The following is a 26120-nucleotide window of genomic DNA, read 5'->3' as shown; positions in this document are numbered from 1 at the left end:
CACCGCGCGCATTCGAAATCTGTTTCCAGTTTCACGCTTGGCGATTTACAAGAAAATCGGCTGGCGTGAAACCTCTCATCCTCCCTATAATCCCGCCTGCATATTGCGTGCGCCTGACCGCGCACATTCGACGCGTGTTCGTTCACGCCGAAATCGATTGATCCCGTTGTCGCCCGACACGCGCACAGCCGCGCCACACGGGCCGCACGGGCGTATTCCGTGAAAGGCCCGATCCGTTTTCCGGATTGTTCCGGGAATGACGGATAATCCGCGGCGATTCCGATCGGATTGACGCAACATTCATGTCATTTCTCATTCAGAAATCGACAACAGGGATTATTTCGTTTTCGGTTGCCAAAAAATCGGCATGAACGGTCGCGCATTGACATCGACACAATGACGGCGGCCCGCTCGCGGCTGCCAGGAGACGGACTTGAAACAACCAGAAGACCAGCTGCACCGCGGGCTGGAAGAACGGCACATCAACCTGATGGCGCTCGGCGCGACGATCGGCGTCGGCCTGTTCCTCGGCTCGGCCACCGCGATCCGCACCGCCGGCCCCGCCGTCCTGCTGACCTACCTGCTGGGCGGCATCGCGATCTTCCTGATCATGCGCGCCCTCGGCGAGATGGCGATCACCAATCCGGTCGCCGGCGCATTCAGCCGCTACGCCCGCGACTACCTCGGGCCGCTCGCCGGCTACCTGACCGGCTGGACCTACTGGTTCGTGTGGATCGTCACCTGCATGGCGGAAATCACCGCGGTCGGCGTCTACATGCACATGTGGTTCCCGGGCGTGCCGAACTGGATCTGGGCGCTTGCGGCGCTCATCGCGATGGGCTCGGTGAACTTCATCGCGGTCAAGCTGTACGGCGAATTCGAATTCTGGTTCGCGCTGATCAAGATCGTCACGATCGTGCTGATGATCATCGGCGGCGGGCTGATGATCGCGTTCGGCATCGGCAACGGCGGTGTCGCGACCGGCATCTCGAACCTGTGGTCGCACGGCGGCTTCATGCCGAACGGGATCAACGGCGTGATCGCCGCGCTGCCGATCGTGATGTTCGCGTATCTCGGCGTCGAGATGCTCGGCCTCACGGCCGGCGAAGCGCGCAACCCCGAGAAGTCGCTGACGAAGGCCGTGAACTCGGTGTTCTGGCGCGTGCTGATTTTCTATATCGGCGCGCTGTTCGTGATCATGTCGCTCTATCCGTGGGACCAGATCGGCACGCAGGGCAGCCCGTTCGTGATGACGTTCTCGCGGCTCGGCATTCCGGCTGCCGCCGGCATCATCAACTTCGTCGTGCTGACCGCGGCGCTGTCGTCGTGCAACAGCGGCCTGTTCAGCACCGCGCGGATGCTCTACAACCTCGCGCAGCAGGGGCAGGCGCCGGCCATGCTCGGCCGCGTGAACCGCAGCGGCGTGCCGGTGTACGGCGTGATCGTGTCGGTCGCGCTGCTGCTGATCGGCGTGCTGCTCAACTATCTCGCGCCGCAGCACGTGTTCACGTGGCTCACGTCGGTGTCGACGTTCGGCGCGATCTGGACGTGGTGCGTGATCCTGATCGCGCAGATGCGTTTTCGCCGCACGCTGTCGGCCGACAAGATCGCGCGCCTGCCGATCCGCGTGCCGTTCTATCCGCTCGGCTCGTTCGTGGCGCTCGGCTTTCTCGTGCTGGTCGTCGTGCTGATGGCGTTCACGCCCGACACGCGCGTCGCGCTCGTGATCGGGCCCGTGTGGATCGCGCTGCTCGGCATCGCGTATGCACTGTTCTACGCGAACCGTCCGGCCGCGTCGGTCCCGACGAAGTCGTAAGCGGCGAGCGCAGGGCGCCGCGCGATCGTTGATCGCGATCATGCGCGGGCGGGCAGGACGACCTATGCTGAACGAATCGCTTGTCCGCGCTTCGCGTGGCTACCCGCCGATCCCTGCGACCGCGGCGGCTGCCCGGCCGCCGCGCGCCGCTTCCACGCGAGGCTCCCGTCGTCGTTCCGCGACGACGCGCACGCACGGAGGCTTTCGCCATGCAGTCTGCCCATTCCATCCCGCCGCTCGAACGGATCGCGCTGGCCGTCGATCCCACGCCCGAATCGCTGTCCGCCGCACGCTACGCGCGCACGCTGCTGCGTCCCGGCATGCGATTGCGCATCGTCTGCGCAATCGACAACCCGCGCCTCGTCCTGCCCGACATCCCGCGCGTCGACGCACTGCTGACGTCGGCGCGCGAGGAGATGATGGGCGAAGCGCACGCCGTCAACGCGCGGATCGCCGCACTGTTTGCCGACAGCGGCATCGAGGTCGAGAAGGTCATCGTCGATACGTCGGTCACGGGCGGCACGGTCGCCGATGCGCTGGTGAACGACACGTCGGCATGGCAGGCGGACGCGCTGGTGGTCGGCGCGAATCCGCATCACGGGCTGCTGCGGCTCATCGAAGGCGCGATGTCCGACACGCTGTCGAAGCGCGCGCGCTGCGCGCTGCTGATCGTGCCGGCCGCCTATGTACGGCCGTCGGATGGCGCGCTGCAGCGGCTGATGTTCGCGATCGACGGCAGCGAACCGTCGCTGCACGCGGCGCGCGTCGGCCTCGGTTTCGCGGCACCGACGACGTTGCTGTACGCCGCCTACGTGATCGATCGCGCGGTTCGTCTGACCGATATCGTGCCGGTGCGCGCGCTCGAGGATGCGTACCGTGCGGAGGGCGACGATGCGCTGGCGAAGATCGCGCCACTGTTCCACGCGACCGGGAATCCGACCAAGCGTGGTGTCGTCGAAACGCGTCCGACCAGCGACGATGTGGCCCACGCGCTGATGCGCGATGCCGTGCACTGGCGTGCGGAACTGCTGGTGGTCGGCACGCATGGCCGGCGCGGCATCGCCGCCTGGCTGATCGGCAGCGTCGCACGCCGCGTGGCACACCTCGCTCAAGTGCCGGTGCTGCTCGTGCGCGGCGCGGCGTGAACGGCGCGGCATCGCGTACAAAGCCGAGGTCGATTGACCTGCATCAGAAACGGCATGCGCATCGCGTGAGACAGTGAAGGAACATCCGGCGATCGCGACGGTCTGTCGTGCACGTACGACGACAGCCGCACGCAAGCATCGAAACCGCTGATCCGGCAGATCGGGATCGAGCGCGCATTCGAGTCGCCACGTCGATTACAGGAGCCGCGCCATCGCTTGCATGGCGTGTCATCCGACCGAGAACTCTCTGGCACGAGGGTAGGCAGCCGACGGCTGCCTTGGAGGACGGGCGGGGTGCTCGCACCCCGTCCGCTTTCCGCGTGGCTGGCCCCGTCGGATCACTTTCCCCGCAGGTATTGTTTTGAATGCGGCCGTTCAGGACGGCGCGCAGGAGCGCGCGATCGCGTCGAGACGGATCGCGGCGAAGGTCGACGCCGGCACGGCACCGCCGTATTCACGCGGCAGCGGCACGCACGGCGGAGGTGTCACGGCGCGCAGCCATCGCACGGCCCCGTGCCGTGCGTCGGCTGCGTGCTGGTTCAGGTGGTCCGAAGAATCGAGCAGAGGTCGTGCCGGCGGACGACGCCGCGGCGCACACGCGACCGCGGGCGCACGACGTGCATCGGCCCGCATGCGCTGCACGTGTGGCTGCGCAGCCGGTTCGCATGCGGCCAGCCGGGGCGTGCCTTGCGGCGTGGCTCCGACTCGGCCGGCGCATCGCGCGCCTGTCGCGTGCCGAGCGCAGCGGCGAACCGCTGCAGCGCAAGGATCGACCCCGCGACGCTCTGGTACTTTTCGCGGCCGATCTGCCCGTCGAGCGTGACGAGCAGCCCGGCTTCGCGGGCGAGCGCGAGCAAGGTGTCGAGATCGTCGGACGGACGGTCGCCGGCCGATACGTTACGGGTCCGGGCGGGCAGGGCGCGCGTGTTGCCCGACGCGCGCCGCTGGCCGTCCCGGCCCGGGAAGTTGCGTTGTGCCATGGTTGGTCTCCTGCGCCGGACCCCGCACGCCTTGCTCGATGGCAGGCTGGGCGATGAACCGGTATGAACGCGTTGTTCATGGGATCAGTATCGTGGGTCGGCAGCAGGCTGCCAAGCGGCGCGCGCTGAAGTCGCTGTCAGGTATTGCGCGGCGCGTATCGGAATCCGCTGACAAGCGCCGCGGCCGATTGGCCGATCGTCCGGCCTGCCGGCGATCCGGCCGGCGTGTTCGGACGAATGAACCGGGCGCGGCAGGGCCGCTTGACGCATGATTTCGGTCGGTCTAAGTTCTTCCGTGCATCGGCGTCGGGGGGCGGTTCCACGGCCCGCCTGTCGACCGGTGCCGCGCCCCGGGGTGGCGCGGCAGGGCTTCCAGTCTCGTTCGCGGGCAGTTTGCGCCGCGAATCAAGCGCGGCCGGTTCGGGGACGGATCGGCACGGCGGCACGCAACGTGTCGTTGATCGCGCGCAAACACCTGCCGGCGCATCGCACGCCGCGCGGTCGACCAGTCTTTAAGCTTCCAGTACCGTCGTTTCTTTATTCCTCGACTGTCAGGAGTCCGTCGATGTCCAAGGACAATTTGCTCGATTCACTGAAGGAAGCCGCCGAACAGCGTGCGATCGGCGCGGATCAGCTGCGTGCGATGCTCGACGATGAAGTGCGTGTGCTGTCGTCCGGCGCGCGCGTGCATGACTACATCCACGTGTTCGCGATCCGGAACCTGCGCGAACGGATGCGCCGGCGGGACGATTTCGACGCCGACACGCAGGCTGGTGCGTCAGCGGCGGAATCCGATCCGCACCCGAGCGTCCGCCTGTGACGGGCGATTGCCGCGGCCGGCACGGACCGTCGCCGGCCGCGGCCGAATCACGCCCGAGCGCGTTGCCGGCGGTTTCCGCCGCATCGGCCCGCCCGCCCGCGACCTGACGATCGGCTGACAGCCGCCGACGTTTTTCGTCACACGTTTCACTGAATTGTCACAGCGGCCTCAAGTAAGCGGCGCGAATGCCGTTTACCCGGTGAATTCGTCCACCGGGCGTTCGCGCTCCCTTACCGAGTCGTTGCCATGCTCTCGTCCATCCGCGCCCGCATTCTTGCCGCGTGCGTCTCCATCGTCGTATTCGCGCTCGTCGCCACCACGCTGATCAACTACTTCATCGCGCGCTCGTACAACGATGACGCAATCGACCGCAACCTGACTTCCGTCGCGAGCGGCCATGTGGTCGGGATCGCCGACTGGGTCGCCACCCGCAGCCGGATGATCGCGTCGCTGCAGGATGCGGCACTCACGCTCGATCCGCTGCCGGTGTTCAAGCAGATGGCCGCGGCCGGCGGCTTCACGAACGTCTACGCGGGCTATGCCGACAAGGCGTTCCACTTCTCCGACCCGACCGGCATCCCGCCCGACTACGATCCGACCGGCCGCCCGTGGTACAAGCAGGCCGCGCAGGCCGGCAAGCCGGTCGTCACGCCGCCCTACGTCGATGCCGGCACCGGCAACCTGGTCGTCACGTTCGCCGTGCCGATCCTGCGTGACGGCGCGCTGAAGGGTGTCGTCGCCGCGGACGTCGCGATGGACAGCGTGATCGCCAACGTGAAATCGATCCGCCCGACGCCCGCCAGCTTCGGGATGTTGATCGACAGCAGCGGCCACGTCGTCGCGCATCCGGACCCGAAGCTCACGCTGAAGCCGGTCGCCGACGTGTCGCCCGAACTCGGCGCGACGAGCGCGGCCACGATCGCGGCCGCGACGGCACCCGTCGAGGTGAGCGTCGGCGGCGACGCGAAGCTGGTGCGTGCGCGGCCCGTGCCGGGCACCGACTGGTACGCGCTGGTGCTGCTCGACAAGACCGAGGCGACGGCCGGCATGCGCTCGCTGCTGACCGCGTCGCTGATCACGCTGGTCGTGATCGTCGGCGTCGCGTCGCTGATCATCGGCGCGATCACCGCGACGGCATTCCGCCGCCTGTCGCAGGTGCGCCAGGCGATGGCCGCGATCGGCTCGGGCGCCGGCGACCTGACGCAGCGCCTGCCGGCGGTGGGCAGCGACGAAGTCGCCGACATCGCGCGCTCGTTCAACAGCTTCGTCGACAAGCTGAACGACGTGATGCGCCAGATCCGCGACGCGAGCGAATCGGTGCGCACGGCCGCGAACGAGATCGCGGCGGGCAACCAGGATCTTTCGTCGCGTACCGAATCGGCCGCGGCGAGCCTCGAGGAAACGGCGGCGTCAATGGAAGAGATCACCGCGACGGTCGGCCAGTCGGCGGCAGCCGCCGGCCAGGCCGACGAGCGCGCAGCGGCAGCATCGCGGATCGCGTCGCACGGCGGCGTGGTCGTGTCGGACGTCGTCGCGACGATGGAGAAGATCGAGGAAGCATCGGGCCGGATCGGCGACATCATCGGTGTGATCGACGGCATTGCGTTCCAGACCAACATCCTCGCGCTGAACGCGGCCGTCGAAGCGGCGCGTGCGGGCGAGCAGGGCCGCGGCTTCGCGGTCGTCGCACAGGAAGTGCGCAGCCTCGCGCAACGCAGCGCGCAGGCCGCGCGCGAAGTGAAGGTGCTGGTCGAATCGACGGTCGCGAGCGTGTCGGCTGGCTCCGGGCAGGTGCGCCAGGCCGGCGACACGATGCGCGAGATCGTGTCCAACGTATCGAACGTGACGACCATCATCTCCGAGATCACGCACGCGGCGAACGAGCAGACGCGCGGCATCCAGGAAGTGAATCGCGCGGTCACGCAGCTCGATGAAATGGTCCAGCAGAACGCGGCGCTCGTCGAACAGTCGACCGCCGCGGCGACCGCGCTGCAGTCGCAGGCGAATGCGCTGGCGACGACGGTCGGGCGGTTCAAGGTCGCATGACCGCGGCCCGGCGGCCCGGCGGCGTGGCCGCACCGCTCAGGAGCGGCCGTCGTCGCGCATCAGCGCGAGCCGATTGTAGAGCGTTTTCAGGCTGATCCCGAGCGCCTTGGCCGCGCGCGGCTTGTTGCCGTCGAAATGGCGCAGCGTGGCCGCGATGAAGCGTTGCTGCGCATGATGCAATGTCGCGCCGAGCGGCAGCGCCATCGCACTCTCCGACGTGCGGTCGGGCGGCATCGGCTGTTTCGGCAGCGCGACGTCGATACCTTCGTCCGCGAGGATGTACGCGCGCTCGATCGTGTTGTGCAGCTCGCGCACGTTGCCAGGCCACGAGTACGCGCGGAGTGCCGCGATCGCCGCGTCGGTCAGCCGCTTGTGCGAGCGGTGCCGCGCGTTCAGCGTCTCGACGAATTCCTGCGCGATCGTCTCGACGTCGCCGTCGCGCTGGCGCAGCGGCGGCACGTACAGCGCGAACGCGGCAAGCCGGTAGAACAGATCCTCGCGCAGCCGGCCGTCGCGCACGGCTTCGGCCGGGTTGTGGCGCGTGGCCGACACGATGCGCACGTCGAGCGGAATCGGCTCGGTGCCGCCCACCCGCACGATCGCGTTCGACTCGAGCGCGCGCAGCAGCTTCACCTGCAGCGCCGCGGGCATTTCGGCGATCTCGTCGAGCAGCAGCGTGCCGCCGCGCGCGGCCTCGAAGAAACCTTCGCGCTGTGCGACCGCGCCGGTGAAACTGCCTTTCTCGTGCCCGAACAGTTGCGCCTCGGCGATATCGGGCGGGATCGCGCCGCAGTTCACGGGCACGAACGGGCCGTCGCGCCGCGCACTCAGATCGTGCAGCCGGCGCGCGACGATATCCTTGCCGACCCCGCTTTCGCCGGCAATCATCACGCTGGCGCGGGTCGGTGCGATTTTCTCGATGCGGCCTTGCAGCGAGCGCATCGCGGAGGACCGGCCGGACAGCCGGCGGCCGTCTGCACGCTGCTTCGACCGGTTTGCGGTTTCACCCATCGGCATTCGCGGGCCGTTTTGAAAATCGGCATCACGCGTTCTGTTGATTGCAATATTTATCATCGACAGCGAAACGGCCGTGAAGGTGCCGCGAAATAGTAATTTCCAATGTCCATGACGGGGACAGAAGGAATCGCCCATCGATCTTTCCGCCGGACGGAAACGGCTGCGCGATCGTGGGGCCGATCGGTGCTTTTTTACAGCGCGCCGATGAAAAAGACGGTTGCGATCGCTTTCCGCACCCGCAGCGGGCAACCGAGATCGACGCCGAACGGCCTGCGGGACGGCACCCTGCGCCGTCCCGCCATGCTCCGACTGAACGATGTTGTCATGTCCGTCCCGGGCATATCGCTTGCTGCCGCCTCCAAGCCCGCCCGGCACGCTCGACGGCCACCCGGATGGCCGAACCGCGGCACGACGGGAGCCGGTGCGAGGCAAGGATGCAATGAAGACCCTGACTCATGAGTTGTTGCGGCAGGGTGCATGGGTCGTGCTGGCCGTCGGGCTGGCGTCCGCGCTGCAGGCGTGGGCGATTCACATCGTCGGCGAGCACGCGCCATTCGCGCCGCTGCCTTTCTATGCAGGCGTTGCGGCCGCCGCATGGCTGACGTCGTTCGGTGGCGGCCTCGCCGCGACCGTCGCGAGCGTGGCCGTGATCGGCACGCTGTGGTGGCACGATGTGCCGCTGGCCACGTTGCTCGCGCAAGCCGGTGCGTTCGTCGCGATCGGCTTCGTCGAGTGCGTGCTCGTGATGGCGGTGAAGCCGCTGATCGCGAACGATCGCCTGCACGCCGCGGACGACGATGGCGACGCGGACGCCGCCGCACGCGCGCCGCATCGCGAGCCGGACAGCCTGTTGCGCCGGGTGGTCGACGCGTCGCCCGAGGCGATCGTCGGTGTCGACACCGCGCGCCGGATCACGAGCTGGAATCCCGCCGCGCAACGGATCTTCGGGATCGACGCCGCACAGGCGAGCGGGCGTGACATCGCGACGATGCTCGCGCCGCGCTGGTTGCGGCGGCATCCGCTGCCCGCCACGTTCACGAACCTGGAGGCGCCGGTCGGGCCGCTCGACGTGCTGTGCGTGCGCCGTGGCGGCGGCCGCTTTCGCGCGACCTTCGCCGCGTCGCCGATCGTCGACGCGCAGGGCAACTGCACGGGCCTGTCGATGACGTTGCGCGAAGCGCGCGAACGCCGCCGCAGCGAGCGGCGCGCCCTGCGCTCGTTGCGCGGCGCCCGCGACGCGCGTGCGCAGGCCGACACGTCGAACCGGCTGAAGGACGAGTTGCTGGCCACGGTGTCGCACGAGCTGCGCACGCCGCTGAACGTGATCTACGGGTGGGTCGAGGTGCTGCGCAACGTCGGCGGGCACGGGCTCGCGGAACAGGCGGTCGAGGCGATCGATCGCAGCGCGCGGTCGCTGTCGCACATGGTCGGCGATCTGCTCGACGCGTCGTCGCTCGCGACGGGACGGCTACGTCTCGAACGCGTGCCGGTCGATCTCGTGCGCGTCGTGCGCGATGCCACGCGCGAGCTCGATGCGACCGCGCAGGCGAACGGGCTCGAGCTGTCGGCGGCGTACGCGATGCCGACCTGCGTGATTCCGGCGGACGGCGAGCGCGTGCGCCAGGTGCTGTCGAACCTGCTGTCGAACGCGATCAAGTTCACGCCGCCGGGCGGGCGCATCAACGTGTCGCTGACGCGTGCCGGCGAACGCGTCCGGCTGTCGGTCGCCGACACGGGCCTAGGGATCGCACCGGAATACCTGCCGCATCTGTTCGACACCTTCAGCCGGCCCGAAGGCGCGTTCGCGTCGCCGAAGCGCGGGCTCGGACTCGGCCTGTCGATCGTGCGCAACATCGCGCAGCTGCATGGGGGCAACGTCGTCGCGACGAGCGACGGACCGGGACGCGGGACGACCGTGACGGTCATGCTGCCGGCCGGCTGGGACGTCGACGATCCGGCCGAGCGCCTCGCGCGCCCCGCAGGCGGGTCGGACTCGGTGGCGCTCGACGGCCAGCGCGTGCTCGTCGTCGATGACGACGCCACCTCGCGCGCGAGCCTTGCCGCGGCGCTCGAGACGATGGGCGCGCAGGTGTCGACTGCGCAGTCGGGGCACGACGCGCTCGACGAGGTGCAGCGGCATCCGCCGAGCGTCGTGCTGTCGGACCTCGCGATGCCGGACGGCGACGGCTTCTGGCTGCTCGACCGGATCCGCCATTTGCCGGACGGCAGCGGGCATTTACCGGTCGTCGCGGTGACCGCGCACGCCGGCAAGGCCGACCGCCACCGCGTGCTGGCCGCCGGCTTCGATGCGTACCTGTGCAAGCCGGTCGACATGCCGACGCTCGCGAGCGTGATCGCCGACGTCGCGCATGACGATGCGCACGGCGGGAAAGGGCGCGGCTGACGGCAACCCCACGCGGCCGGCCCGCTCCGTCACGACATACGGAGGTCCGGATGACCACGAACCGGAGAGAAAAGGACAGTCGCCCACGGGCGGCCATCGCACTGGTTGCTGCCGTTGGCGCACTGGCGTTTGCATGTTCGCGGGCGCAGACGCCGCCCGCTTCGTCGGTGCAGGTCGCACCGGGCGTCGTCCGCCCGGGTGCGACCGCCGACGAAGCCGGCATGACGCAGCGGCCGACCGGCATCGACGCCGAGTTCGTCGACAAGGCAGGCATGCTCGACAAGGTCGAACGGCAGGCCAGCCAGCTTGCGCTCGACCGCTCGTCGAACCCCGACGTGAAGGCGTTCGCGCGCCGGATGGCCGACGATCACGCCCGCATCGCCAGCGAACTGCGGCAGCTCGGTGCGCAAAAGGGCGTACCGGTGCAGTCGCGGATGCTGGTCGATCCGGCGGTGACGGCGTTGCGAATGAAGGAGGGCCATGCGTTCGACACGGCGTACCTCGCGCTGGCGGGCCCGCGTGCGCATGAGTCGGCGATCCGGCTCTATCAGGACGAGGCGAAGAACGGCCGCGATCCGCAGCTTCGCGCGTTCGCGGCCGGCACACTGGGGACGCTGAGCGCGCACCTGGCCGCCGCGCGGCAATTGGCGCGGACCGTCGCGGCCGCGCACTGAGCGGCGTCAACGCCGCCGCTTGCCGTCCTCGGGGCCGTCCGGCGACGCCTCGTGCGGCGGCGCGTCGAGTGCCGATTCGCCTTCCTCGATCAGCCAGTACGGCGAACTGCCGTAGTACGCATGCAGCGCCTCGGCCCAGTCCGGGTCGGCCATCGCCGGCCAGCGGTCGCGGTCGAAGCCGGGCGCGTCGCGCACCTGCTCGGTCGCGACCGGCAGCACGAAGCATTTGCGCTCGGCGTCGAGCACGAGCGCGTTCCACGGCACCGCGAGCAGCTTGTCGCCGAGCCCGAGCCCGAGCACGCCGCCCGACGAGACGACCGCATACGCGATCCGGCCGGCGCGCACGTCGAGCATGATGTCGGCCACCTTGCCGATATCGTCGCCGTCCATCGTCAGCACGCGATCGCCCGCGAGTGTCCGGGCGGCCATCACGTCGGGCCCCGGCCCGCCGCCGGCAGGGCGGCGCTGGCCGCCGACGATGCGCGTGTCGCCGCGCGACGGTCTGTCCGTGGTCATCGTTCACCTCCAGGTGGAAGCCGCGTGCGGTCAGTGCCGGCGCGGCAGCGACACGTCCTCGAGCGTATTGGCCAACTCGTCGCGCTCGGGGCCGCCGGCGCGCGTCGCGATGTCGCCGAGCGACACGATTCCGACCAGCCGCCGGTCGCGGTCGAGCACCGGCAAGCGATGCAGCTGCACGTCGGCCATCCGCTGCTGGACGTCGCCGACGCCGTCGTCCTCGACGCACCACTGCACGGGCGCGGATGCCACGGCCTGCACCGGCGTATCGAATGAATGACCGTGCGACAGCGCGCGCACCGCGAGGTCGCGGTCGGTGACGATCGCGACGAGTTCGGTGCCGTCGCAAACGGGCAGCACGCCGATGTCGAAGCGCTGCATCAGTTCGGCCGCATGGCGAATCGTGTCGGTCGGTGCGACGCACACCACGTCGCGCGACATGATCTCGTTGACGCGATACATGAACGCCTCCTTCGTGAGCAGGACGATTCGGGAGCAGATGCCGTGCCGCGCGCACTCTGCTTGCGCCCGGCCTCGACGGCCGGGCAACGGAGAAATTTGCCAGCCCGCTTGTACATCTTCCACGGCGGCTGCCGCGACGGGCGCTGCGGGATGTCAGTGGCCGATGCCCGTCACGACGACGATTGCCAGCACCACTGCGCTTTCGATGGCGGCCAGTGCAGCGACGCCGGCGGCGCCGCTGATTTCATGCCATCTGCGTTCAAGGCGTTTCATCAGATCACTCCGAATGGGTCCGACCCGCCGAAGCGCCGCCGCGCCTCGCGAGCCGGGTGCCGCCGTCAGCCGTGATCGCGGGGCGGGGAAGGGTCGTGCGGCGCGCGACGTTCAGGTTCGCCGGACGGTTTGGCGGGGTCGATGCGAGTCGCGCCGCCGACGGCGGGCGGATCGCTGGCCGGAAACGTCTCCTCGAGCCCTTCGTCGATGCGCTCTTCCGTCTTGTCTTTCGACGGCGGGCGCGACGTGGCGAGACGGAACAGTCCGGCAGCCGGTGACACGGCGTCGTGGCGGCCGGTGGCGTAAGCGGTCATGGTCGAACCTCCTTGCTGGTCAATGCGTGAGCAAGCGCCGTGCCCGTAACGTGCCGACGGCACGACGCTTGCGCGCCGGGGAAGCCGGACGGGCGCGCGGGACATGCGCCGCGCGCTGTCGGCGTGGACAAGAGGACATCGTGATGAATGCAACCAGGGAACGGATACGTTACGACGCGAACGTATGCGGCGGCGAATTCGCCAGCGTGCGCGCGCGTTTCGACGCGTGGAAGCGCGAATCGCTGGTCTACCGGCCCGAGCGCCGCATGTTCGACGGCAAGGACGAGGTGCGCGAGCTGAACGACATCGTCTACGACGGCCCCGAGCGTGCGCAGCAGGCGCTCATCGCGCATTGCACGCCGGCCGATCCGTTCGCGCTCGCGGTGCGGCTGACCGCGGAGGGACGCACGATGTGGCTGGTGATGGCGGCCTACGACGACTGAGCGGGCCGCGTGCGAGCGGAACTGGAGCGGGCACGTTGCTTGCGCGCGGTCGCAGCGCCATCGAGAGGCGCGCGCCGTCGCGCAGGAGTGACATGAAGACGCCATCCATGCTGCACCGCCCCGAACCGACGACCCCCGACGTCGACCCGGATCCGGTACCGCCCGGGCACGACGATCCGGTCGATCCGCCCGTGCCCGACGGGCTGCCGCAGGGCGACCCGCCGTCGCATCCGCCGCCGATGCGGATGCCCGGTGGAGCGGTGCGCTACCACCGGCCGCGCGAATACTGAAAAGGAGGACCCTCATGGACATCCACGTTCAATCACCCGACAAGCGCGCGATCGCTCAGGTGCTGGGCCGCTATTTCGAATCGCGCTCGCTGCGCTATCACATCGAGGAATTGCCCGGCGGCGTGCTGCAGATCGGCTTTCGCGCGAGCGGCCGCCCGGTGGCCGTCACCGTCTCGTTCGACGATGCCGCATACGACACCTATACGCACTGGGACGCGAGCCAGAAACAGCTGGCGCTCGGACGGCTCGCCGACGGGTTCTCGCGGATGATGTCGACGCGCAGCCCGGCCGCGCTGGCCGGCGACTATCACGTCGAGCGTTTCTGATCCGGCAACGCCTCACCCCCTTCATTCCGGAAAGCGGCAAGGTGCCCGCCCGCGGCGGGCGCTTTGCGTCTCTCGCGCGCGTCGCGTAGGATGTCCGTTAATTCAGCGCACGCTACGTTCGCGCCACAGACTGCCAGCCGCTGTAGCCGGATGGCGCGACGCGCTTTCCTTCAGGTTCGTTTCGCGCAACCGACGGAGACGCCTTGATGACTGTTGCTCGCCTGTTGCTTTCACCCGGCGCACGCCGGTTCGTATCCGGCCTGTCGGCCTGCGCGGCGCTCACGGCGGCCGGCGCCCGCGACGCGTCGGCCCAGACGCCTTCGCCGCTCGGCGAGTGGCAGTACTCGGCGGGTGTGCCGCTCGAGAAACTGTTCGATCCGACCGTCTCCACGTGGCAGGTCAGCGTCGGCGCCGCGATGACGCTGCAGCCGCGCTATGCGGGCTCCGACCGCTATCGCGTGATGGGCGGCCCGAACCTCGACATCCGCTATCGCGACCTGTTCTTCCTGTCGACCGGCGAAGGGCTCGGCGCGAACGTGCTGCGCGGGCCGAACTGGCGCGTGAGCCTGTCGGTCGGCTATGACCTCGGGCGCCGTTCGGCCGACGATCTCGGCCACCTGAACGGCCTCGACAACATCAACGCGGCGCCCGTGATGAAGCTGTCGGGCGATTACGTGATCTCGAAGGAATTCCCGCTCGTGCTGCGCGCGGATGTCCGGCGCAGCATCGGCGGCTCGAACGGCTGGACCGGCGATTTGTCCGCGTACATGCCGATGCCGGGCAGCAACGAAAACTTCTTCTGGTTCGCGGGGCCGACCGTGTCGTTCGCCGATTCGCGTTACATGAACAGCTGGTTCGGCGTGAGCCAGGGTGCCGCCGCGCGCTCGGGGCTGCCGGCCTATTCGTCGGGGGCCGGGATCAAGTCGGCCGGCCTCGGCGTGACGATGGTGTGGTTCGTGAACAAGCACTGGTTCGTCACGATGGACGGCGCGATCGAGCAACTCGTCGGCCGCGCGGCGCGCAGCCCGATCACGCAGCAGTCGACCAACGGCGTGTTCGACATGTCCGTGAATTACCAGTTCTGAGCGGGGCCCGGCAGCGGCGGGCAGATGTCGCACGCGGCATCTGCCGTCACATTTGATATGATTCCGACCTGTACAAACGTACAGTGATCGATCTCCGTGACGCCTGCTTCGCCGACGCCCCCGGCGTTTTACTACCTGACCAATTTCGAACGCGCGCTGGCCTGGCTCGGCGAGCGTTACGACGACCTGTTCGACGCGCACGAGCATGCGTTCGTCCGGCAGTTCGCGACGCTGCCGCAGCCGTCGCGCGCGCTGCTCGTGCGGATGCTGATGCGCAGCGGGTCCGACTTCCGCGCGAGCAAGCTCGCGTACGACGAAATCGGCAGCACGCTCGACGCGGCCGCGCCGCTCGTCGCGCTCGGCTGGGTCGACCCGGCGCCCGCGCTGACGCTCGACGAGCTGTTCGCGCTGTCGACCAAGGCCGACCTGCTGCGCATTTTCCCGTCGCTCGCCGCGCATGCCGGCGAGCGCAAGCCCGAATGGCTCGAGCGGCTGCGGCCCGCGCACGACACCGCGCAGCCGCTCGACGCGTGGTGCGCGCAGGCCGGCGATAGCGTGCTGCGCGTGACGGTCGGCGCGCTGTGCGACCGGCTGCGGCTGATGTTCTTCGGCAATCTCCATCAGGACTGGAGCGAATTCGTGCTCGCCGATCTCGGCGTGTTCCAGTACGAAAGCGTGCCGATCGCGCCGTCGTCGCGTGCGTTCCAGCAGCGCGGCGACGTCGATGCGTATCTCGCGCTGCAGATGTGTCGCGACGCGCTCGACGTGTGGCCCGACGACTTGCCGTTCGACGACCTGATGCGCTCGATCGACGCCGTGGGCTGCGCGCAGCCGTGGCTCGCGACGCGTCGCGCGAAGCTGCTGTTCGCGCTCGGGCAGGCCTGCGAGCGCCGCGCCGACTGGGATGCCGCGCTCGATGCCTACGCGCGCAGCGCGTGGCCCGGCAGCCGCCATCGGCGCATCCGCGTGCTCGAGCGCTGCGGGCGCGACGACGACGCGCTCGCGCTGGCGCTCGATGCGCGCGGCCGCTTCGAGAGCGACGAGGAGCGTCAGCGCGTCGAGCGCATGCTGCCGCGTCTGCAGCGCCGTGCCGGCCAGCGTGTCGAACGCGCGGCCGCCGCTGCCGGCGTACCGCGCGAAACACTCGTGCTCACGCGTCCCGACGCGTTCGTCAGCGTCGAATTCACGGTGCGCGACCATCTTGCGCAGCCGGCTTCGCCGGTCCATTACGTCGAGAACACGCTGATCAATTCGCTGTTCGGCCTGCTGTGCTGGGAGCCCGTGTTCGCGGCCGTGCCCGGTGCGTTCTTCCATCCGTTCCAGCGCGGCCCGGCCGACCTGCACGCCCCCGATTTCGCCGCGCGCCGTGCGGACGCATTCGACGCGTGTTTCGCGCAGCTCGATTCGGGCGCGTACCGCGACACGATCCGCCGGCATTTCGCGACGAAGGCCGGGCTGCAATCGCCGTTCGTGTTCTGGGGCGTGCTGACCGACGCGCTGCTCGACGAAGCGCTCGCCTGCCTGCCGCCCGAGCACCTGCGGCTGTGGTTCACGCGCCTGCTCGCGGATATCCGCAGCAACCGCTCGGGGCTGCCCGATCTCGTCCGCTTCTGGCCCGATGAGCGCCGTTACGAGCTGATCGAGGTGAAAGGCCCCGGCGACCGGCTGCAGGACAACCAGACACGCTGGCTTGCATACTGCGTCGCGCACGGCATGCCGGTGCGTGTCGTCGATGTCGAATGGGCCGGCGAGGGCGTCGCGCACGCCGAAGCGGCGGGGCTGTCCGCATGAGCTACGTCGTCGCGGTGCGGGCCATGTGCGAATTCACCGCGCGGCGCGGCGATCTCGACCTGCGCTTTACGCCTGCGCCGACGGCGCTCGAAGGCATTGCCGGCCACGGTGCGGTCACGTCCAAACGCGGCGCGCGCTACGAAACCGAGATCGCGCTGACGGGTACGTGTGGCACGCTCACCGTGCGCGGCCGTGCGGACGGCTACGATCCCGTGGCGAACCGCGTCGAGGAAATCAAGACCTACCGCGGCAGCCTCGATGCGATGCCGGCCAACCATCGCGCGCTGCACTGGGCGCAGGCGAAGGTCTACGCGCACCTGCTGTGCGACGCACGCGGCCTAAAGGAAATCGACGTTGCGCTCGTGTATTTCGACATCGTGTCCGAGCGCGAGACCGTGCTCACGGAAACGCTCGATGCCGGCACGCTCGCGACCTTCTTCGCCGAGCAGTGCGCGTGCTTCGTCGGCTGGGCCGAACGCGAGACGGCCCATCGCGCCGCGCGCGACACGGCGCTGCGCGCACTTGCCTTTCCGCACGGGCAGTTCCGCAGCGGTCAGCGGGAACTGGCGGTCTCGGTCTATCGCGCGGCGCGTGACGAACGCTGCCTGATGGCGCAGGCGCCGACCGGCATCGGCAAGACGCTCGGCACCGTGTTTCCGCTGCTGAAGGCGTGCGGCGAGGGCGAACTCGACCACGTCTTCTTCCTGACCGCGAAAACGCCCGGCCGGGCGCTTGCGCTCGAAGCGGCGACGACGCTCGGCGCCGGCACGCCCGCGCTGCCGCTGCGCGTGCTGGAACTCGTCGCGCGCGACAAGGCGTGCGAGCATCCGGACAGCGCGTGCCACGGCGAATCGTGCCCGCTCGCGAAAGGCTTCTACGACCGGTTGCCGGCCGCGCGCGATGCGGCGATCGAGGCCGGCCTGCTCGATCGCGACGCCGTGCGCACGACCGCGCTCGCGCACGATGTCTGCCCGTACTACCTGTCGCAGGAACTCGCGCGCTGGTCGGACATGGTGATCGGCGACTACAACTACTACTACGACGGCAGCGCGATGCTGCATACGCTCGCGCAGCAGAACCAGTGGCGCGTCGGCGTGCTCGTCGACGAAGCGCACAACCTGCTCGACCGCGCGCGCAAGATGTACAGCGCGTCGCTCGATCCGTTCGCGTTCGCGGCCGCCCGCGAAGCCGCGCCGGCGGCGCTGCGCAAGGCATTCGACCGGCTTGCCCGCGCGTGGGGCACGATCAATCGCGCGCAGACCGAGCGCTATGCCGCGTATCCGGACGTGCCGGGCCCGATCGTGTCGGCCGTGCAGAACCTCGTCGCGGCGATCGGCGAACATCTGACGGACGCGCCGCGCGCGAACGGCGACGCGTTGCTGCGGTTTCATTTCGAGGCGATCCAGTTCGGCGTGCTCGCCGAAGCCTTCGACAGCGCGTCGATCTTCGACGCGACGCTGCATGGCGAACCGATGCCGCGCCAGCCCGCGCTCGACGGTGTCGCATCGGCGAGCCGGCGCCGTCGCGTCCAGTCGACGCTGTGCGTGCGCAACGTGATTCCGGCCGGCTTCCTGGCCCCGCGCTACGAGGCGGCGCGCGCGACCGTGCTGTTCTCGGGCACGCTGAGCCCGTTCGATTTCTACCGCGACACGCTCGGGCTGCCCGGCGACACGGGCTGGCTCGACGTCGACGGGCCGTTCCGCGCCGAGCAGCTGACGGTGCGCGTCGCGAGTCACGTATCGACCCGCTGGCGCGATCGCGACCGGTCGCTCGAACCGATCGCCGACCTGATCGCCGCGCAATACGCGACGCGGCCCGGCAACTACCTCGGCTTCCTGAGCAGCTTCGACTATCTCGGGCGCGTGGTGGCGCTGATGCAGACGCGCCATCCGGACGTGCCCGTGTGGGCGCAGGCGCCCGGCATGGCCGAAAGCGAGCGCGACGCGTTTCTCGCGCGCTTCGACGCGGGCGGGCGCGGCGTCGGTTTCGCGGTGCTGGGCGGGGCGTTTTCGGAAGGCGTGGACTTGGTCGGCGAACGGCTGATCGGCGCGTTCATCGCGACGCTCGGGCTGCCGCAGGTCAACGACGTCAACGAGCAGATGCGGCGCGCGATGGACGCGCGGTTCGGCAACGGCTACGACTACATGTACCTGTATCCGGGCTTGCAGAAGGTCGTACAGGCGGCCGGGCGCGTGATCCGCACCGAGCACGACGAAGGTGTCGTGCACCTGATCGACGACCGTTATCGCAGGCGCGAGGTGCGCGACCTGCTGCCGCGCTGGTGGCGGATCGGGTGACGGTGAAGGCGAAGGCGAGGCGGCCTGGCGCTACAGCACGTTGAGCATCGCGAGCGCGGCTTCCTGCAAGTGCGGCAGCACGCGCCGCACGGCCGCGTCGGCAGTCTCCGCGCCGATCGGCATGTTCGTGCTCAGCGCGGCGACCACTTCGCCGTGACGGTTCTTCAGCGGCACCGCGATCCCGCGCACGCCGACCTGTAGTTGCTGCTCGATCGCCGCGAAACCGGCGTCGCGCGCCTGGTCGACCTGTTCGAGCAGCCGCGCCTTGTTGGTGATCGTGTGCGGCGTGAACGGCGGTAGTTCGGTTGCGTCGAGCCACGCGCGCACGGCTTCGCGGTCGGGGTGGTGGGCGAGCAGCACGACGCCGGGCGACGTCAGCGGCGCCGGCACGCGCGCGCCGAGCACGAAGCCCGTCGTCATCACGCGCGACACGCCGTTGCGTGCGATGAACACCAGTTCCCAGCCGTCGAGCACGCTGACGTACGCCGATTCGTTCAGCGACGCGCTCAGTTGCTGCAGATAGGGCTGGACCGTGCGCGGCAGGCGCGCCGAATCGAAGTACGACCAGCCGACCCGCAGCACGCGCGGCGTGAGGCCGTACAGCTTGCCGTCGGTGTACACGTAGCCGAGCGCTTCGAGCGTCAGCAGGTAGCGCCGCGCGGCCGTGCGCGTGAGGCCCGTGCGCGCGGCGGCCTGCGTGGGCGTCATGCGCGCGTGCTGGCTGTCGAAGGCTTCGAGGATCATCAGGCCTTTTTCGAGGCCGGCAATCCAGTCGCGTCGGTCGAGTTCGGGCTTTTTCATCGTCGCGCGTCGCGGGTGGGCGGTGGGTGCGCGGTGTTCGCGCGAGAGTGGGCGATTATCGCGCGAGTTGTGGGGTAACGGGCGATTGGTTGATCTGCCCATCCCCTTGCCCGCTGGATAGCGGCAGATATAGAGTCGGCGACATCTATTCAAGGAGGGATCGTATGCGGGTTGCAAAGTGGAGGAATAGCCTGGCGGTGCGCCTTCCGGCCGGTCTGGTCGACGCGTTGGGGCTGCGTGAAGGCGACGAAGTCGAAATCGTCGTTCACCGTGCCGGCGCTTTGGCCGAGAGCCGCAACGCGAGTCCCGAAGCGCTTCTGCTGCCGTTGAGGCGTTTCAGAGGCAAGCTGCCGGGCGGTTTCAGGTTCAGGCGGAACGACGCAAACGAGCAGATTTGACTCGACCCATTCAAGCGCCGGAACGCAACTGCGACGCGGTCCACGTTACTTGTGTTCATGGCGGAGCGCGGCAATGCGCTATCGCGCACCCATCACGCACCCGTCCTCGACGAAATCGAAGCGGGAATCGATTGCGTGGTTGATCCGAACCGATCCGATGCCCGTTATCGTCGCCCATTGTCCGCGCGTGACGATTTGCATGGTTTCGTCCCGATATGCGATACCCGTGTCCGATGCGCGTTCGGCCGCGACGACGCGCATTCGCGCAAGGAATTGCGCTTTCGTGCGAATGTAAGCTTTGTGCTGGACAAAGAAGTGTGGGCTCGCGATGAAATCGAGTTGCTCGATATCGGCGTGACGATACGCATCGATCCAGACGTCGCGCATCTGCGCCAGGGTGAATCGGGGTTCCATAGGCTGTGCATTTTCCTGCTGGAGCGCGGATGCACGGTTTTTAGCGCTATCCGCGGGGTCAGGAAGGAAGCCTATGGCCGGGCGCACATTTCGCCAATCGGACAGGTCTGAATCTGGTTGTTTCGCGCGCGGGAAAAAGCCGACGGGTTGCGGGTGTGGACGTCCCGATGACGCATCATCGCGCTGGCGCTGACCGCGGGAAAGGGGAGTGAAGCAGCGCGCGGTGTGCTGACGCGAACAGATGGCAGCCGATGGTAGAACCCGGTGCGGCCGCGCATGGAAGCGGCTGATACGGCGTGAAAAGCCGAGGAACCGGATGCGACGCGACCGTCACGTGCGCCGCATCCTTCAGTGCATCATTCGCTGCTCGTCCACTCGACGTTCGCGCCGACCGACCGCAAGTTCTCGACGAAATGCGGATGCGCGCGGCGGATCGGCAGCGCGTTCATGATTTCCGAGCGGCCTTCGATGCTCGCGGCGACCATCAGCAGCGCGATCGCGACGCGGATGATGTACGGGCTCTCGACGCGTGCCGGCGTCAGTTGCAGCCCGCCGAAAGTGATCAGCCGGTGCGGATCGGACAGCAGCACGTGCGCGCCGAACTTCGACAGTTCGCCGGACCAGCCGAGCGCGCCGTCGTACACCTTGTTCCAGAACATCGCGCTGCCTTCCGCGCGCACGCCGAGCGCGATGAAGATCGGCAGCAGGTCGACCGGCAGGTACGGCCACGGCGCGGCTTCGACCTTGGTCAGGATGTTCTGCGTGAATGGCCGGCGCACGCGCAGCGGGCCGTCGCGTTCCGCACGCGACCAGCCGTCGCGGTGCGTGACGTTGACGCCGAACTTCGCGAACGTGCGGTCGATCAGCGGGAAATGTTCGGGCGACGAGTTGCGCACGGTGATGTCGCCGCCGGTGATCGCGCCGAGCGCGAGGAACGTCGCGATCTCGTGGAAATCCTCGGCGAAGCGGAACTCGCCGCCGCCGAGCTTGCCGTCGCCCCTCACGCACAGCCGCGACGTGCCGATGCCCTCGATCGTGACGCCGATCATCGCGAGGAACTGGCAGAACTCCTGCACGTGCGGCTCGGACGCCGCGTTCATCAGCGTCGACGTGCCGCTCGCGGCCGTCGCGCACAGCGCGAAGTTCTCGGTGGTGGTCACCGACGCGTAGTCGAACCAGTGGTCGTTGGCCGTCAGCGGGCCGTCGGTGCGGACGATCAGCGAATCGGGCGTGCGCTCGATGTGCGCGCCGAAGCGCTCGAACACCTCGACGTGCGGGTCGATCTCGCGCACGCCGAGCGTGCAGCCTTTCACGTCGTTCTCGAGGCGCGCGACGCCGAAGCGCGCGAGCAGCGGCGGAATCAGCATGATCGACGAGCGCATCGCCTCGGGCAGCCGGTGGACGGCCGGATCGAACTTCGTGTCGCGATGGTGGAGTTCGAGCAGGCCCGTCGTGAAATCGACCGACACGTCGCTGCCGAGCGTGCGGAAGATGTCGAGGATCTTGCGCACGTCGGTGATGTCCGGCACGCCGACGAGGCGCAGCGGCTGATCGGTCAACAGGGTGGCGCACAGGATCGGCAGGACGGCGTTCTTGTTCGCGGACGGCTTGATGTCCCCGCGCAGCGGAGTGCCGCCGTGGACGATGAGATTCGACATGATATGGGGGCGTATCGGTGACTGACGTAGGCCCATATGATGCCATTGGTCGGCCGGCGGCGTGGAATGTTCAGAGGGGAAAAAAGGGGATCGGGATGCGTGATTGACGGTGTTTGACGTTGGTCGCGTGCGATTCGGCCGGACGATTGCCTGCCGGCAGGAAGAAATGGCCGGCCGCGAATCGGGCCGGCCATCCGGTCAGGCCGTCACTGCGCCGCCCGCATCCGCGCGGCGACCACCAGCGAGATCAGGCAGCCGACCGCGAGATATCCGGCGACGAGGTGCCACGACCCGCCGGCCAGGCTGACGAGGCCGACCGCGATGAACGGCGTGAACCCGCCGCCGACGACGCTCGCGAACTGGTAACCGACACCGGCGCCGCTGTAGCGGTATTCGGCGCCGAACAGCTCGGTGAACAGCGGCTGCTGGACGCTCACGACCATGTCGTGCGCGGCGTTCGCCAGCAGGATCGAGAAGATCACGATCCACGCGATCGACCGTGCCTCCAGCGCGACGAAGAACGGCACCGCGGACGCGAGGCCGATCAGCGCGCCGATCAGGTAGATGCGGCGCAGGCCGTAGCGGTCGGCCAGCCACGCGAAGCACGGAATCGTCACGCAGCTCACCGCACCGACCAGCAGGCCGATATTCAGGAACAGGTCGCGGGACATGCCGAGGTTCGTCGTCGAATAGCTGAGCGCGAACGCGGTGACGATATACATCGTGAACAGTTCGGCGAGCCGCAGCGCGACGATCAGCAGGAACGCCTTCGGATGACGCGTCAGCGCTTCCAGCACCGGCAGGCGCAGCTTGCGGTTGCCGTGCTCGACCTTCTCGACGAACTCCTGCGACTCGTCCATGTTCTTGCGCACCCACAACCCGATCAGCACCAGCACGATGCTGAACACGAACGGCAGGCGCCAGCCCCACGACTTGAACGCGGCCTCGCCGAGCGTGTGGCTCAGGATCGACACGATGCCCGTGGCCAGCACGAGGCCGACGCCGTAGCCGACCTGCACGCCGCTGCTGTAGAACGCCTTCTTCTCCTTCGGCGCGCTCTCGACGGCCATCAGCGCCGCGCCGCCCCATTCGCCGCCGACCGCGAAACCCTGGATCGCGCGCATCAGCACCAGCAGCACGGGTGCCCACCAGCCGATCGTCGAGAACGCCGGCAGCAGGCCGATCGCGACCGTCGACAGCCCCATCAGCATCACGGTCAGCACGAGCATCCGCTTGCGCCCGAGCCGGTCGCCGTAGTGGCCGAACACGACGCCGCCGAGCGGCCGGAACAGGAAGCCGACGCCGAACGTCGCGAACGCCGCGAGCGTGCCCATCGTCGGGCTGACTTTCGGGAAGAACTCGGAATTGAATACGAGCGCGGCGACAATCCCGTACAGCAGGAAGTCGTACCAGTCGACGACGGCGCCGACGAAGCTGCCGATCGCGGCCTTGCGGGCCTGGCTGCGCGCGCGGGCGCCGGCTGCGGCGTCGAGGGTGTCGAAGGTTGGGGTCATGGCGGTGTCTCCTGGCTCGGCGCATCGTGGAATCGTGGCGGCGCCGCGTCCGATGCTGCATTGAAGTCGATGGGTGAACGGAGAATAGGGCGCACGCCGCATGGCGGCAATTGGCCAATCGGACAAAGTGCGCGATTATCGTTCAAGTTCGTGCGATTATCGAACGAATTCCGGGTTTGCACTAAGCGGCGTGGCGATATCCCGTTCGGCCAGGGTGTGCCGCCGTGAACGATCTGGTTAAAATCTGCAGCATCGACAATTTGCCCGTTCGGGGCGGATGCGCGGTCGTTCCGTCGGCCGCACAGGCCGCACGCGACGGGCGCCGTCCCCATCGACCGCATGCCCTCGGAGACTGGAATGCCCGGCAATTCCCACCCCCTGTCCAGCGATACGCCGCCTGTTGCCGATCCGGCCGCCAATCCGCTCGGGATGGCCGGCCTCGAGTTCGTCGAATTCGCGGCACCCGTGCCGGAAGCGCTCGCGCAGCGCTTCGAGCAGTTCGGGTTCAAGGCGATCGCACGCCATGTCAGCAAGAACGTCACGCTGTACCGGCAGGGGCAGATGCATTTCCTGATCAATGCCGAGCCCGATTCGTTCGCTGCGCGCTACGCGGAGGAATACGGGATGGGCGTCTGCGCGATCGGGCTGCGTGTGGCGAGCGCCCGGCGTGCGTTCGAGCGGGCGATCGAGCTCGGCGCATGGGCGTTCGAGGGCGAAAAGGTGGGCGTGGGCGAACTGAAGATCCCGGCTATCCAGGGCATCGGCGATTCGCACCTGTATTTCGTCGACCGCTGGCGCGGGCGGGACGGCCAGCGCGGCGGCGTCGGCGACATCTCGATCTTCGACATCGATTTCCGGCCGATCGACATCGCGACCGCGCACACCGATCTCGACTGCGCGGGCGTCGGCCTGCAGCAGGTCGACCATTTCACGCAAACCGTCGGCGCGGGGCGCATGCGCGAGTGGCTGGATTTCTACCACGACCTGCTGCATTTTCGCGAGATCCATGAGATCGATGCGCACTGGCATGTGTCGGAGGAATCGCGCGTGATGGTATCGCCGTGCGGCGCGGTGCGGATTCCGGTCTACGAGGAAGGCACGCGGCGCACCGAGCTGATGCACGCGTATCTGCCCGACCATCCGGGCGAGGGCGTGCAGCACGTCGCGCTGGCTACCGACGACATCCTGTCGTGCGTCGATGCGTTGCGTGCGAACGGCGTCGAATTCATCGAGCCGCCCGCGCGCTATTACGACGACGTCGATGCGCGGCTGCCGGGGCACGGCGTCGATCTCGACGCGCTGCGCCGCCGGGCGGTGCTGGTCGACGGCGAGATTGGCAGCGACGGCGTGCCGAAGCTGTTCTTCCAGACCTTCGTGAAGCGCAAGCCCGGCGAGATCTTCTTCGAGATCGTGCAGCGCCAGGGGCACCACGGGTTCGGCGAAGGGAACCTCGCGGCGCTCGCCCGCGCGCGCGACGCCGGCTGAGCGGGCTGCCCCGTCACGCGGTATCGCCCGTCCCCAGCTTGCGGCTCTGCCGGCGCATGCCGTCGAAGATCGCATCCGCGATGTCCATCGGGAAATCCGCCGGGATCTGCGCGGCAGCCTTGGCAATCGCGGGTTCCGTGCGAGCAACGACCGCGGCCATCGCGGCGCGCACGTCGTCCTCGGTCAGCCCGACACGCCGGCCCTGCGCGATCCAGTGGCGCGGCTGGATCTCGCCGATCACGTAGTGCCGGTTCTTCCCGCACACGGCCATCGCAAGGCGCGCGCGGCGCGGCGGAATCTGGTTGCGGCGCGTGCCGATGATCGGATGCGCGGACAGCACGTTGTAAAGCGGCGTGCTGCGATACGTGTTGCCGGGCAGGTGCGCGATGCAGAAGTTCTTCGCATGGCCGATCGACGCGAGCAGTGCGAACGGCGCCGTCGATCCGAGCTGGTAACGCTGCGCGATGCGGCGGCGGATCGGCTCGCTGTCCGGCAACAGGTTGTCGAAGTAGTCGGCAACGACCGCGCCCTGATGCGGCTGGTTGCCGGGCGTGAAGGGCACCGACAGCGACAACGGTCGCCCCTGGGGATCGTCGAGCAAGTCGGGCAGGTAGACGAGGCGCTCGACGCCGCGCCGAACCTCCCAGTAGCCGACCGGAATACCGTTCATCCACAGGTCGAGCCGGTCGTGGCGGGCGCGGGTGACCATCGTCACCAGTCCTCCCGCTTCGAAACGCGCGGCTTGGCGCGGGGCGTCGCTGCCGGCCGCTTCCGTGCGACGCCGGCCGTGGTGCCGGCCGGGCTTTGGGCGGCCGTGGCGCCGCGTTTGCTCGCAGCCGGCGGGCGAACCGCCGGCGCGGCAGCGGAATCGGCAGCGACAGCGGCCGCTTTCGCCGATTCATCCCGTTCGTCGAGGCTGAGCGTCATGCGAACGCCGAGCGCGTTCAGCACCTTGAAAAGCCGTTCGATGCTGACCACCGACGGGTTGGCTTCGAGCTGCGCGTAGGATTGCTGCGTGACGCCGACGCGGGCGGCCAGTTGCGCCTGCGTGAGCCCCGCGGACTTCCGGAAGCCGACGAGTATCGGGCGTAATTGGGTCAGGGTCTGGACGGGAAAAGCCATCGGGCGCTCCGCGAGATAACAGGCGATCG

At 68.5% G+C, this 26120-nt stretch carries 25 protein-coding genes; 15 read left to right on the top strand and 10 right to left on the bottom strand.

The features are described 5' to 3' along the window. The first annotated feature begins 433 nt into the window (after positions 1-433). Both AC5LXX_RS23770 and AC5LXX_RS23765 read left to right on the top strand, forming a co-directional pair. On the top strand, positions 434-1816 hold the full coding sequence (locus AC5LXX_RS23770; RefSeq protein ID WP_493411185.1) for an amino acid permease: 1383 nt from the start codon (positions 434-436) through the stop codon (positions 1814-1816). A gap of 209 nt (positions 1817-2025) precedes the next feature. Then, positions 2026-2961 (top strand): universal stress protein, encoded by a 936-nt coding sequence (locus AC5LXX_RS23765; RefSeq protein WP_493411184.1) that lies wholly within the window; start codon positions 2026-2028, stop codon positions 2959-2961. Between the two features lie 539 nt (positions 2962-3500). On the opposite strand, the gene AC5LXX_RS23760 is transcribed toward AC5LXX_RS23765, so the two are convergent. After that, positions 3501-3941: a hypothetical protein gene (locus AC5LXX_RS23760; RefSeq protein ID WP_124447641.1), complete on the bottom strand. Its 441-nt coding sequence runs from the start codon at positions 3939-3941 to the stop codon at positions 3501-3503. A gap of 565 nt (positions 3942-4506) precedes the next feature. Here AC5LXX_RS23760 and AC5LXX_RS23755 point away from each other — a divergent pair. Next, complete coding sequence (locus AC5LXX_RS23755; RefSeq protein WP_124447639.1) at positions 4507-4761, top strand: DUF3562 domain-containing protein; 255 nt, start codon at positions 4507-4509, stop codon at positions 4759-4761. 246 nt (positions 4762-5007) lie between these two features. Continuing rightward, positions 5008-6807, top strand: coding sequence for a methyl-accepting chemotaxis protein (locus AC5LXX_RS23750; protein WP_493411183.1), 1800 nt, complete (start codon positions 5008-5010; stop codon positions 6805-6807). Between the two features lie 36 nt (positions 6808-6843). Here AC5LXX_RS23750 and AC5LXX_RS23745 read toward each other — a convergent pair whose 3' ends face one another. Further along, on the bottom strand, positions 6844-7881 hold the full coding sequence (locus tag AC5LXX_RS23745; RefSeq protein ID WP_493413402.1) for a sigma-54 interaction domain-containing protein: 1038 nt from the start codon (positions 7879-7881) through the stop codon (positions 6844-6846). A gap of 382 nt (positions 7882-8263) precedes the next feature. Here AC5LXX_RS23745 and AC5LXX_RS23740 point away from each other — a divergent pair, with 382 nt between their 5' ends. Both AC5LXX_RS23740 and AC5LXX_RS23735 read left to right on the top strand, forming a co-directional pair. Continuing rightward, positions 8264-10228, top strand: a complete 1965-nt coding sequence (locus tag AC5LXX_RS23740) for a hybrid sensor histidine kinase/response regulator (RefSeq protein WP_493411182.1) — start codon at positions 8264-8266, stop codon at positions 10226-10228. Positions 10229-10278: 50 nt separating this feature from the next. Further along, positions 10279-10902, top strand: a complete 624-nt coding sequence (locus AC5LXX_RS23735) for a DUF4142 domain-containing protein (RefSeq protein WP_493411181.1) — start codon at positions 10279-10281, stop codon at positions 10900-10902. Positions 10903-10908: 6 nt separating this feature from the next. On the opposite strand, the gene AC5LXX_RS23730 is transcribed toward AC5LXX_RS23735, so the two are convergent. The 3 genes from AC5LXX_RS23730 to AC5LXX_RS23720 form a co-directional block, all read right to left on the bottom strand. Then, positions 10909-11418 (bottom strand): PRC-barrel domain-containing protein, encoded by a 510-nt coding sequence (locus tag AC5LXX_RS23730; protein WP_493411180.1) that lies wholly within the window; start codon positions 11416-11418, stop codon positions 10909-10911. Between the two features lie 30 nt (positions 11419-11448). Continuing rightward, positions 11449-11880 carry a CBS domain-containing protein gene (locus AC5LXX_RS23725; protein ID WP_493411179.1) on the bottom strand — a complete coding sequence of 144 codons (432 nt, stop codon included), beginning with the start codon at positions 11878-11880 and terminating at the stop codon, positions 11449-11451. A gap of 338 nt (positions 11881-12218) precedes the next feature. Next, positions 12219-12467, bottom strand: coding sequence for a hypothetical protein (locus AC5LXX_RS23720; RefSeq protein ID WP_493411178.1), 249 nt, complete (start codon positions 12465-12467; stop codon positions 12219-12221). A gap of 143 nt (positions 12468-12610) precedes the next feature. On the opposite strand from AC5LXX_RS23720, the gene AC5LXX_RS23715 reads away from it, so the two are divergent. The 6 genes from AC5LXX_RS23715 (at position 12611) to AC5LXX_RS23690 (ending at position 18699) form a co-directional block, all read left to right on the top strand. Further along, entirely contained in the window at positions 12611-12910 is a 300-nt protein-coding gene (locus tag AC5LXX_RS23715) for a hypothetical protein (protein WP_493411177.1), read from the top strand. Positions 12911-13002: 92 nt separating this feature from the next. Further along, entirely contained in the window at positions 13003-13200 is a 198-nt protein-coding gene (locus AC5LXX_RS23710; protein ID WP_124447623.1) for a hypothetical protein, read from the top strand. Between the two features lie 14 nt (positions 13201-13214). Then, positions 13215-13526, top strand: coding sequence for an ATP-binding protein (locus AC5LXX_RS23705; protein WP_041492268.1), 312 nt, complete (start codon positions 13215-13217; stop codon positions 13524-13526). A 206-nt stretch (positions 13527-13732) separates the two neighbouring features. Then, positions 13733-14611, top strand: a complete 879-nt coding sequence (locus AC5LXX_RS23700) for a MipA/OmpV family protein (protein ID WP_124447621.1) — start codon at positions 13733-13735, stop codon at positions 14609-14611. A gap of 96 nt (positions 14612-14707) precedes the next feature. Further along, a complete protein-coding gene (locus AC5LXX_RS23695) occupies positions 14708-16402 on the top strand; it encodes a VRR-NUC domain-containing protein (RefSeq protein WP_493411176.1) in 1695 nt (564 codons plus the stop codon). Next, positions 16399-18699 (top strand): ATP-dependent DNA helicase, encoded by a 2301-nt coding sequence (locus AC5LXX_RS23690; RefSeq protein WP_493411175.1) that lies wholly within the window; start codon positions 16399-16401, stop codon positions 18697-18699. Before AC5LXX_RS23695 ends, AC5LXX_RS23690 begins: the two co-directional genes overlap by 4 nt. 30 nt (positions 18700-18729) lie before the next feature. On the opposite strand, the gene AC5LXX_RS23685 is transcribed toward AC5LXX_RS23690, so the two are convergent. Next, positions 18730-19500 carry an IclR family transcriptional regulator domain-containing protein gene (locus tag AC5LXX_RS23685; protein ID WP_493411174.1) on the bottom strand — a complete coding sequence of 257 codons (771 nt, stop codon included), beginning with the start codon at positions 19498-19500 and terminating at the stop codon, positions 18730-18732. Positions 19501-19664: 164 nt separating this feature from the next. Here AC5LXX_RS23685 and AC5LXX_RS23680 point away from each other — a divergent pair, with 164 nt between their 5' ends. After that, positions 19665-19898, top strand: a complete 234-nt coding sequence (locus tag AC5LXX_RS23680) for an AbrB/MazE/SpoVT family DNA-binding domain-containing protein (RefSeq protein ID WP_493411173.1) — start codon at positions 19665-19667, stop codon at positions 19896-19898. Positions 19899-19955: 57 nt separating this feature from the next. After that, the gene (locus AC5LXX_RS23675; RefSeq protein ID WP_493411172.1) at positions 19956-20423 is read left to right on the top strand and encodes a hypothetical protein; all 468 of its coding nucleotides are present in this window, start codon (positions 19956-19958) and stop codon (positions 20421-20423) included. A gap of 245 nt (positions 20424-20668) precedes the next feature. On the opposite strand, the gene AC5LXX_RS23670 is transcribed toward AC5LXX_RS23675, so the two are convergent. Both AC5LXX_RS23670 and shiA read right to left on the bottom strand, forming a co-directional pair. Beyond that, complete coding sequence (locus AC5LXX_RS23670; RefSeq protein ID WP_493411171.1) at positions 20669-21970, bottom strand: UDP-N-acetylglucosamine 1-carboxyvinyltransferase; 1302 nt, start codon at positions 21968-21970, stop codon at positions 20669-20671. A gap of 206 nt (positions 21971-22176) precedes the next feature. Next, positions 22177-23484 carry a shikimate transporter gene (gene shiA / locus AC5LXX_RS23665; protein ID WP_493405499.1) on the bottom strand — a complete coding sequence of 436 codons (1308 nt, stop codon included), beginning with the start codon at positions 23482-23484 and terminating at the stop codon, positions 22177-22179. Between the two features lie 357 nt (positions 23485-23841). On the opposite strand from shiA, the gene AC5LXX_RS23660 reads away from it, so the two are divergent. Then, complete coding sequence (locus AC5LXX_RS23660; RefSeq protein ID WP_322082409.1) at positions 23842-24969, top strand: 4-hydroxyphenylpyruvate dioxygenase family protein; 1128 nt, start codon at positions 23842-23844, stop codon at positions 24967-24969. Between the two features lie 13 nt (positions 24970-24982). Here AC5LXX_RS23660 and AC5LXX_RS23655 read toward each other — a convergent pair whose 3' ends face one another. Together AC5LXX_RS23655 and AC5LXX_RS23650 are read right to left on the bottom strand one after the other, a co-directional pair. Continuing rightward, positions 24983-25678 carry a HipA N-terminal domain-containing protein gene (locus AC5LXX_RS23655; RefSeq protein ID WP_493411170.1) on the bottom strand — a complete coding sequence of 232 codons (696 nt, stop codon included), beginning with the start codon at positions 25676-25678 and terminating at the stop codon, positions 24983-24985. Between the two features lie 2 nt (positions 25679-25680). After that, the gene (locus tag AC5LXX_RS23650) at positions 25681-26091 is read right to left on the bottom strand and encodes a helix-turn-helix transcriptional regulator (RefSeq protein ID WP_493411169.1); all 411 of its coding nucleotides are present in this window, start codon (positions 26089-26091) and stop codon (positions 25681-25683) included. Positions 26092-26120 lie beyond the last annotated feature (29 nt).

This window comes from Burkholderia torrens, assembly GCF_984668525.1.
Note: the sequence above shows the minus strand (reverse complement) of the source record. Positions and strands in the feature narration are given on the sequence as shown.

Coding starts and splice junctions, on each gene's coding strand:
- AC5LXX_RS23765 (WP_493411184.1), top strand. CDS start 2,026: ATGCAGTCTGCCCATTCCATCCCGCCGCTCGAACGGATCGCGCTGGCC.
- AC5LXX_RS23760 (WP_124447641.1), bottom strand. CDS start 3,941: ATGGCACAACGCAACTTCCCGGGCCGGGACGGCCAGCGGCGCGCGTCG.
- AC5LXX_RS23755 (WP_124447639.1), top strand. CDS start 4,507: ATGTCCAAGGACAATTTGCTCGATTCACTGAAGGAAGCCGCCGAACAG.
- AC5LXX_RS23750 (WP_493411183.1), top strand. CDS start 5,008: ATGCTCTCGTCCATCCGCGCCCGCATTCTTGCCGCGTGCGTCTCCATC.
- AC5LXX_RS23745 (WP_493413402.1), bottom strand. CDS start 7,881: ATGATAAATATTGCAATCAACAGAACGCGTGATGCCGATTTTCAAAAC.
- AC5LXX_RS23740 (WP_493411182.1), top strand. CDS start 8,264: ATGAAGACCCTGACTCATGAGTTGTTGCGGCAGGGTGCATGGGTCGTG.
- AC5LXX_RS23735 (WP_493411181.1), top strand. CDS start 10,279: ATGACCACGAACCGGAGAGAAAAGGACAGTCGCCCACGGGCGGCCATC.
- AC5LXX_RS23730 (WP_493411180.1), bottom strand. CDS start 11,418: ATGACCACGGACAGACCGTCGCGCGGCGACACGCGCATCGTCGGCGGC.
- AC5LXX_RS23725 (WP_493411179.1), bottom strand. CDS start 11,880: ATGTATCGCGTCAACGAGATCATGTCGCGCGACGTGGTGTGCGTCGCA.
- AC5LXX_RS23720 (WP_493411178.1), bottom strand. CDS start 12,467: ATGACCGCTTACGCCACCGGCCGCCACGACGCCGTGTCACCGGCTGCC.
- AC5LXX_RS23715 (WP_493411177.1), top strand. CDS start 12,611: ATGAATGCAACCAGGGAACGGATACGTTACGACGCGAACGTATGCGGC.
- AC5LXX_RS23710 (WP_124447623.1), top strand. CDS start 13,003: ATGAAGACGCCATCCATGCTGCACCGCCCCGAACCGACGACCCCCGAC.
- AC5LXX_RS23705 (WP_041492268.1), top strand. CDS start 13,215: ATGGACATCCACGTTCAATCACCCGACAAGCGCGCGATCGCTCAGGTG.
- AC5LXX_RS23700 (WP_124447621.1), top strand. CDS start 13,733: ATGACTGTTGCTCGCCTGTTGCTTTCACCCGGCGCACGCCGGTTCGTA.
- AC5LXX_RS23690 (WP_493411175.1), top strand. CDS start 16,399: ATGAGCTACGTCGTCGCGGTGCGGGCCATGTGCGAATTCACCGCGCGG.
- AC5LXX_RS23685 (WP_493411174.1), bottom strand. CDS start 19,500: ATGAAAAAGCCCGAACTCGACCGACGCGACTGGATTGCCGGCCTCGAA.
- AC5LXX_RS23680 (WP_493411173.1), top strand. CDS start 19,665: ATGCGGGTTGCAAAGTGGAGGAATAGCCTGGCGGTGCGCCTTCCGGCC.
- AC5LXX_RS23675 (WP_493411172.1), top strand. CDS start 19,956: ATGGCGGAGCGCGGCAATGCGCTATCGCGCACCCATCACGCACCCGTC.
- AC5LXX_RS23670 (WP_493411171.1), bottom strand. CDS start 21,970: ATGTCGAATCTCATCGTCCACGGCGGCACTCCGCTGCGCGGGGACATC.
- shiA (WP_493405499.1), bottom strand. CDS start 23,484: ATGACCCCAACCTTCGACACCCTCGACGCCGCAGCCGGCGCCCGCGCG.
- AC5LXX_RS23660 (WP_322082409.1), top strand. CDS start 23,842: ATGCCCGGCAATTCCCACCCCCTGTCCAGCGATACGCCGCCTGTTGCC.
- AC5LXX_RS23655 (WP_493411170.1), bottom strand. CDS start 25,678: ATGGTCACCCGCGCCCGCCACGACCGGCTCGACCTGTGGATGAACGGT.
- AC5LXX_RS23650 (WP_493411169.1), bottom strand. CDS start 26,091: ATGGCTTTTCCCGTCCAGACCCTGACCCAATTACGCCCGATACTCGTC.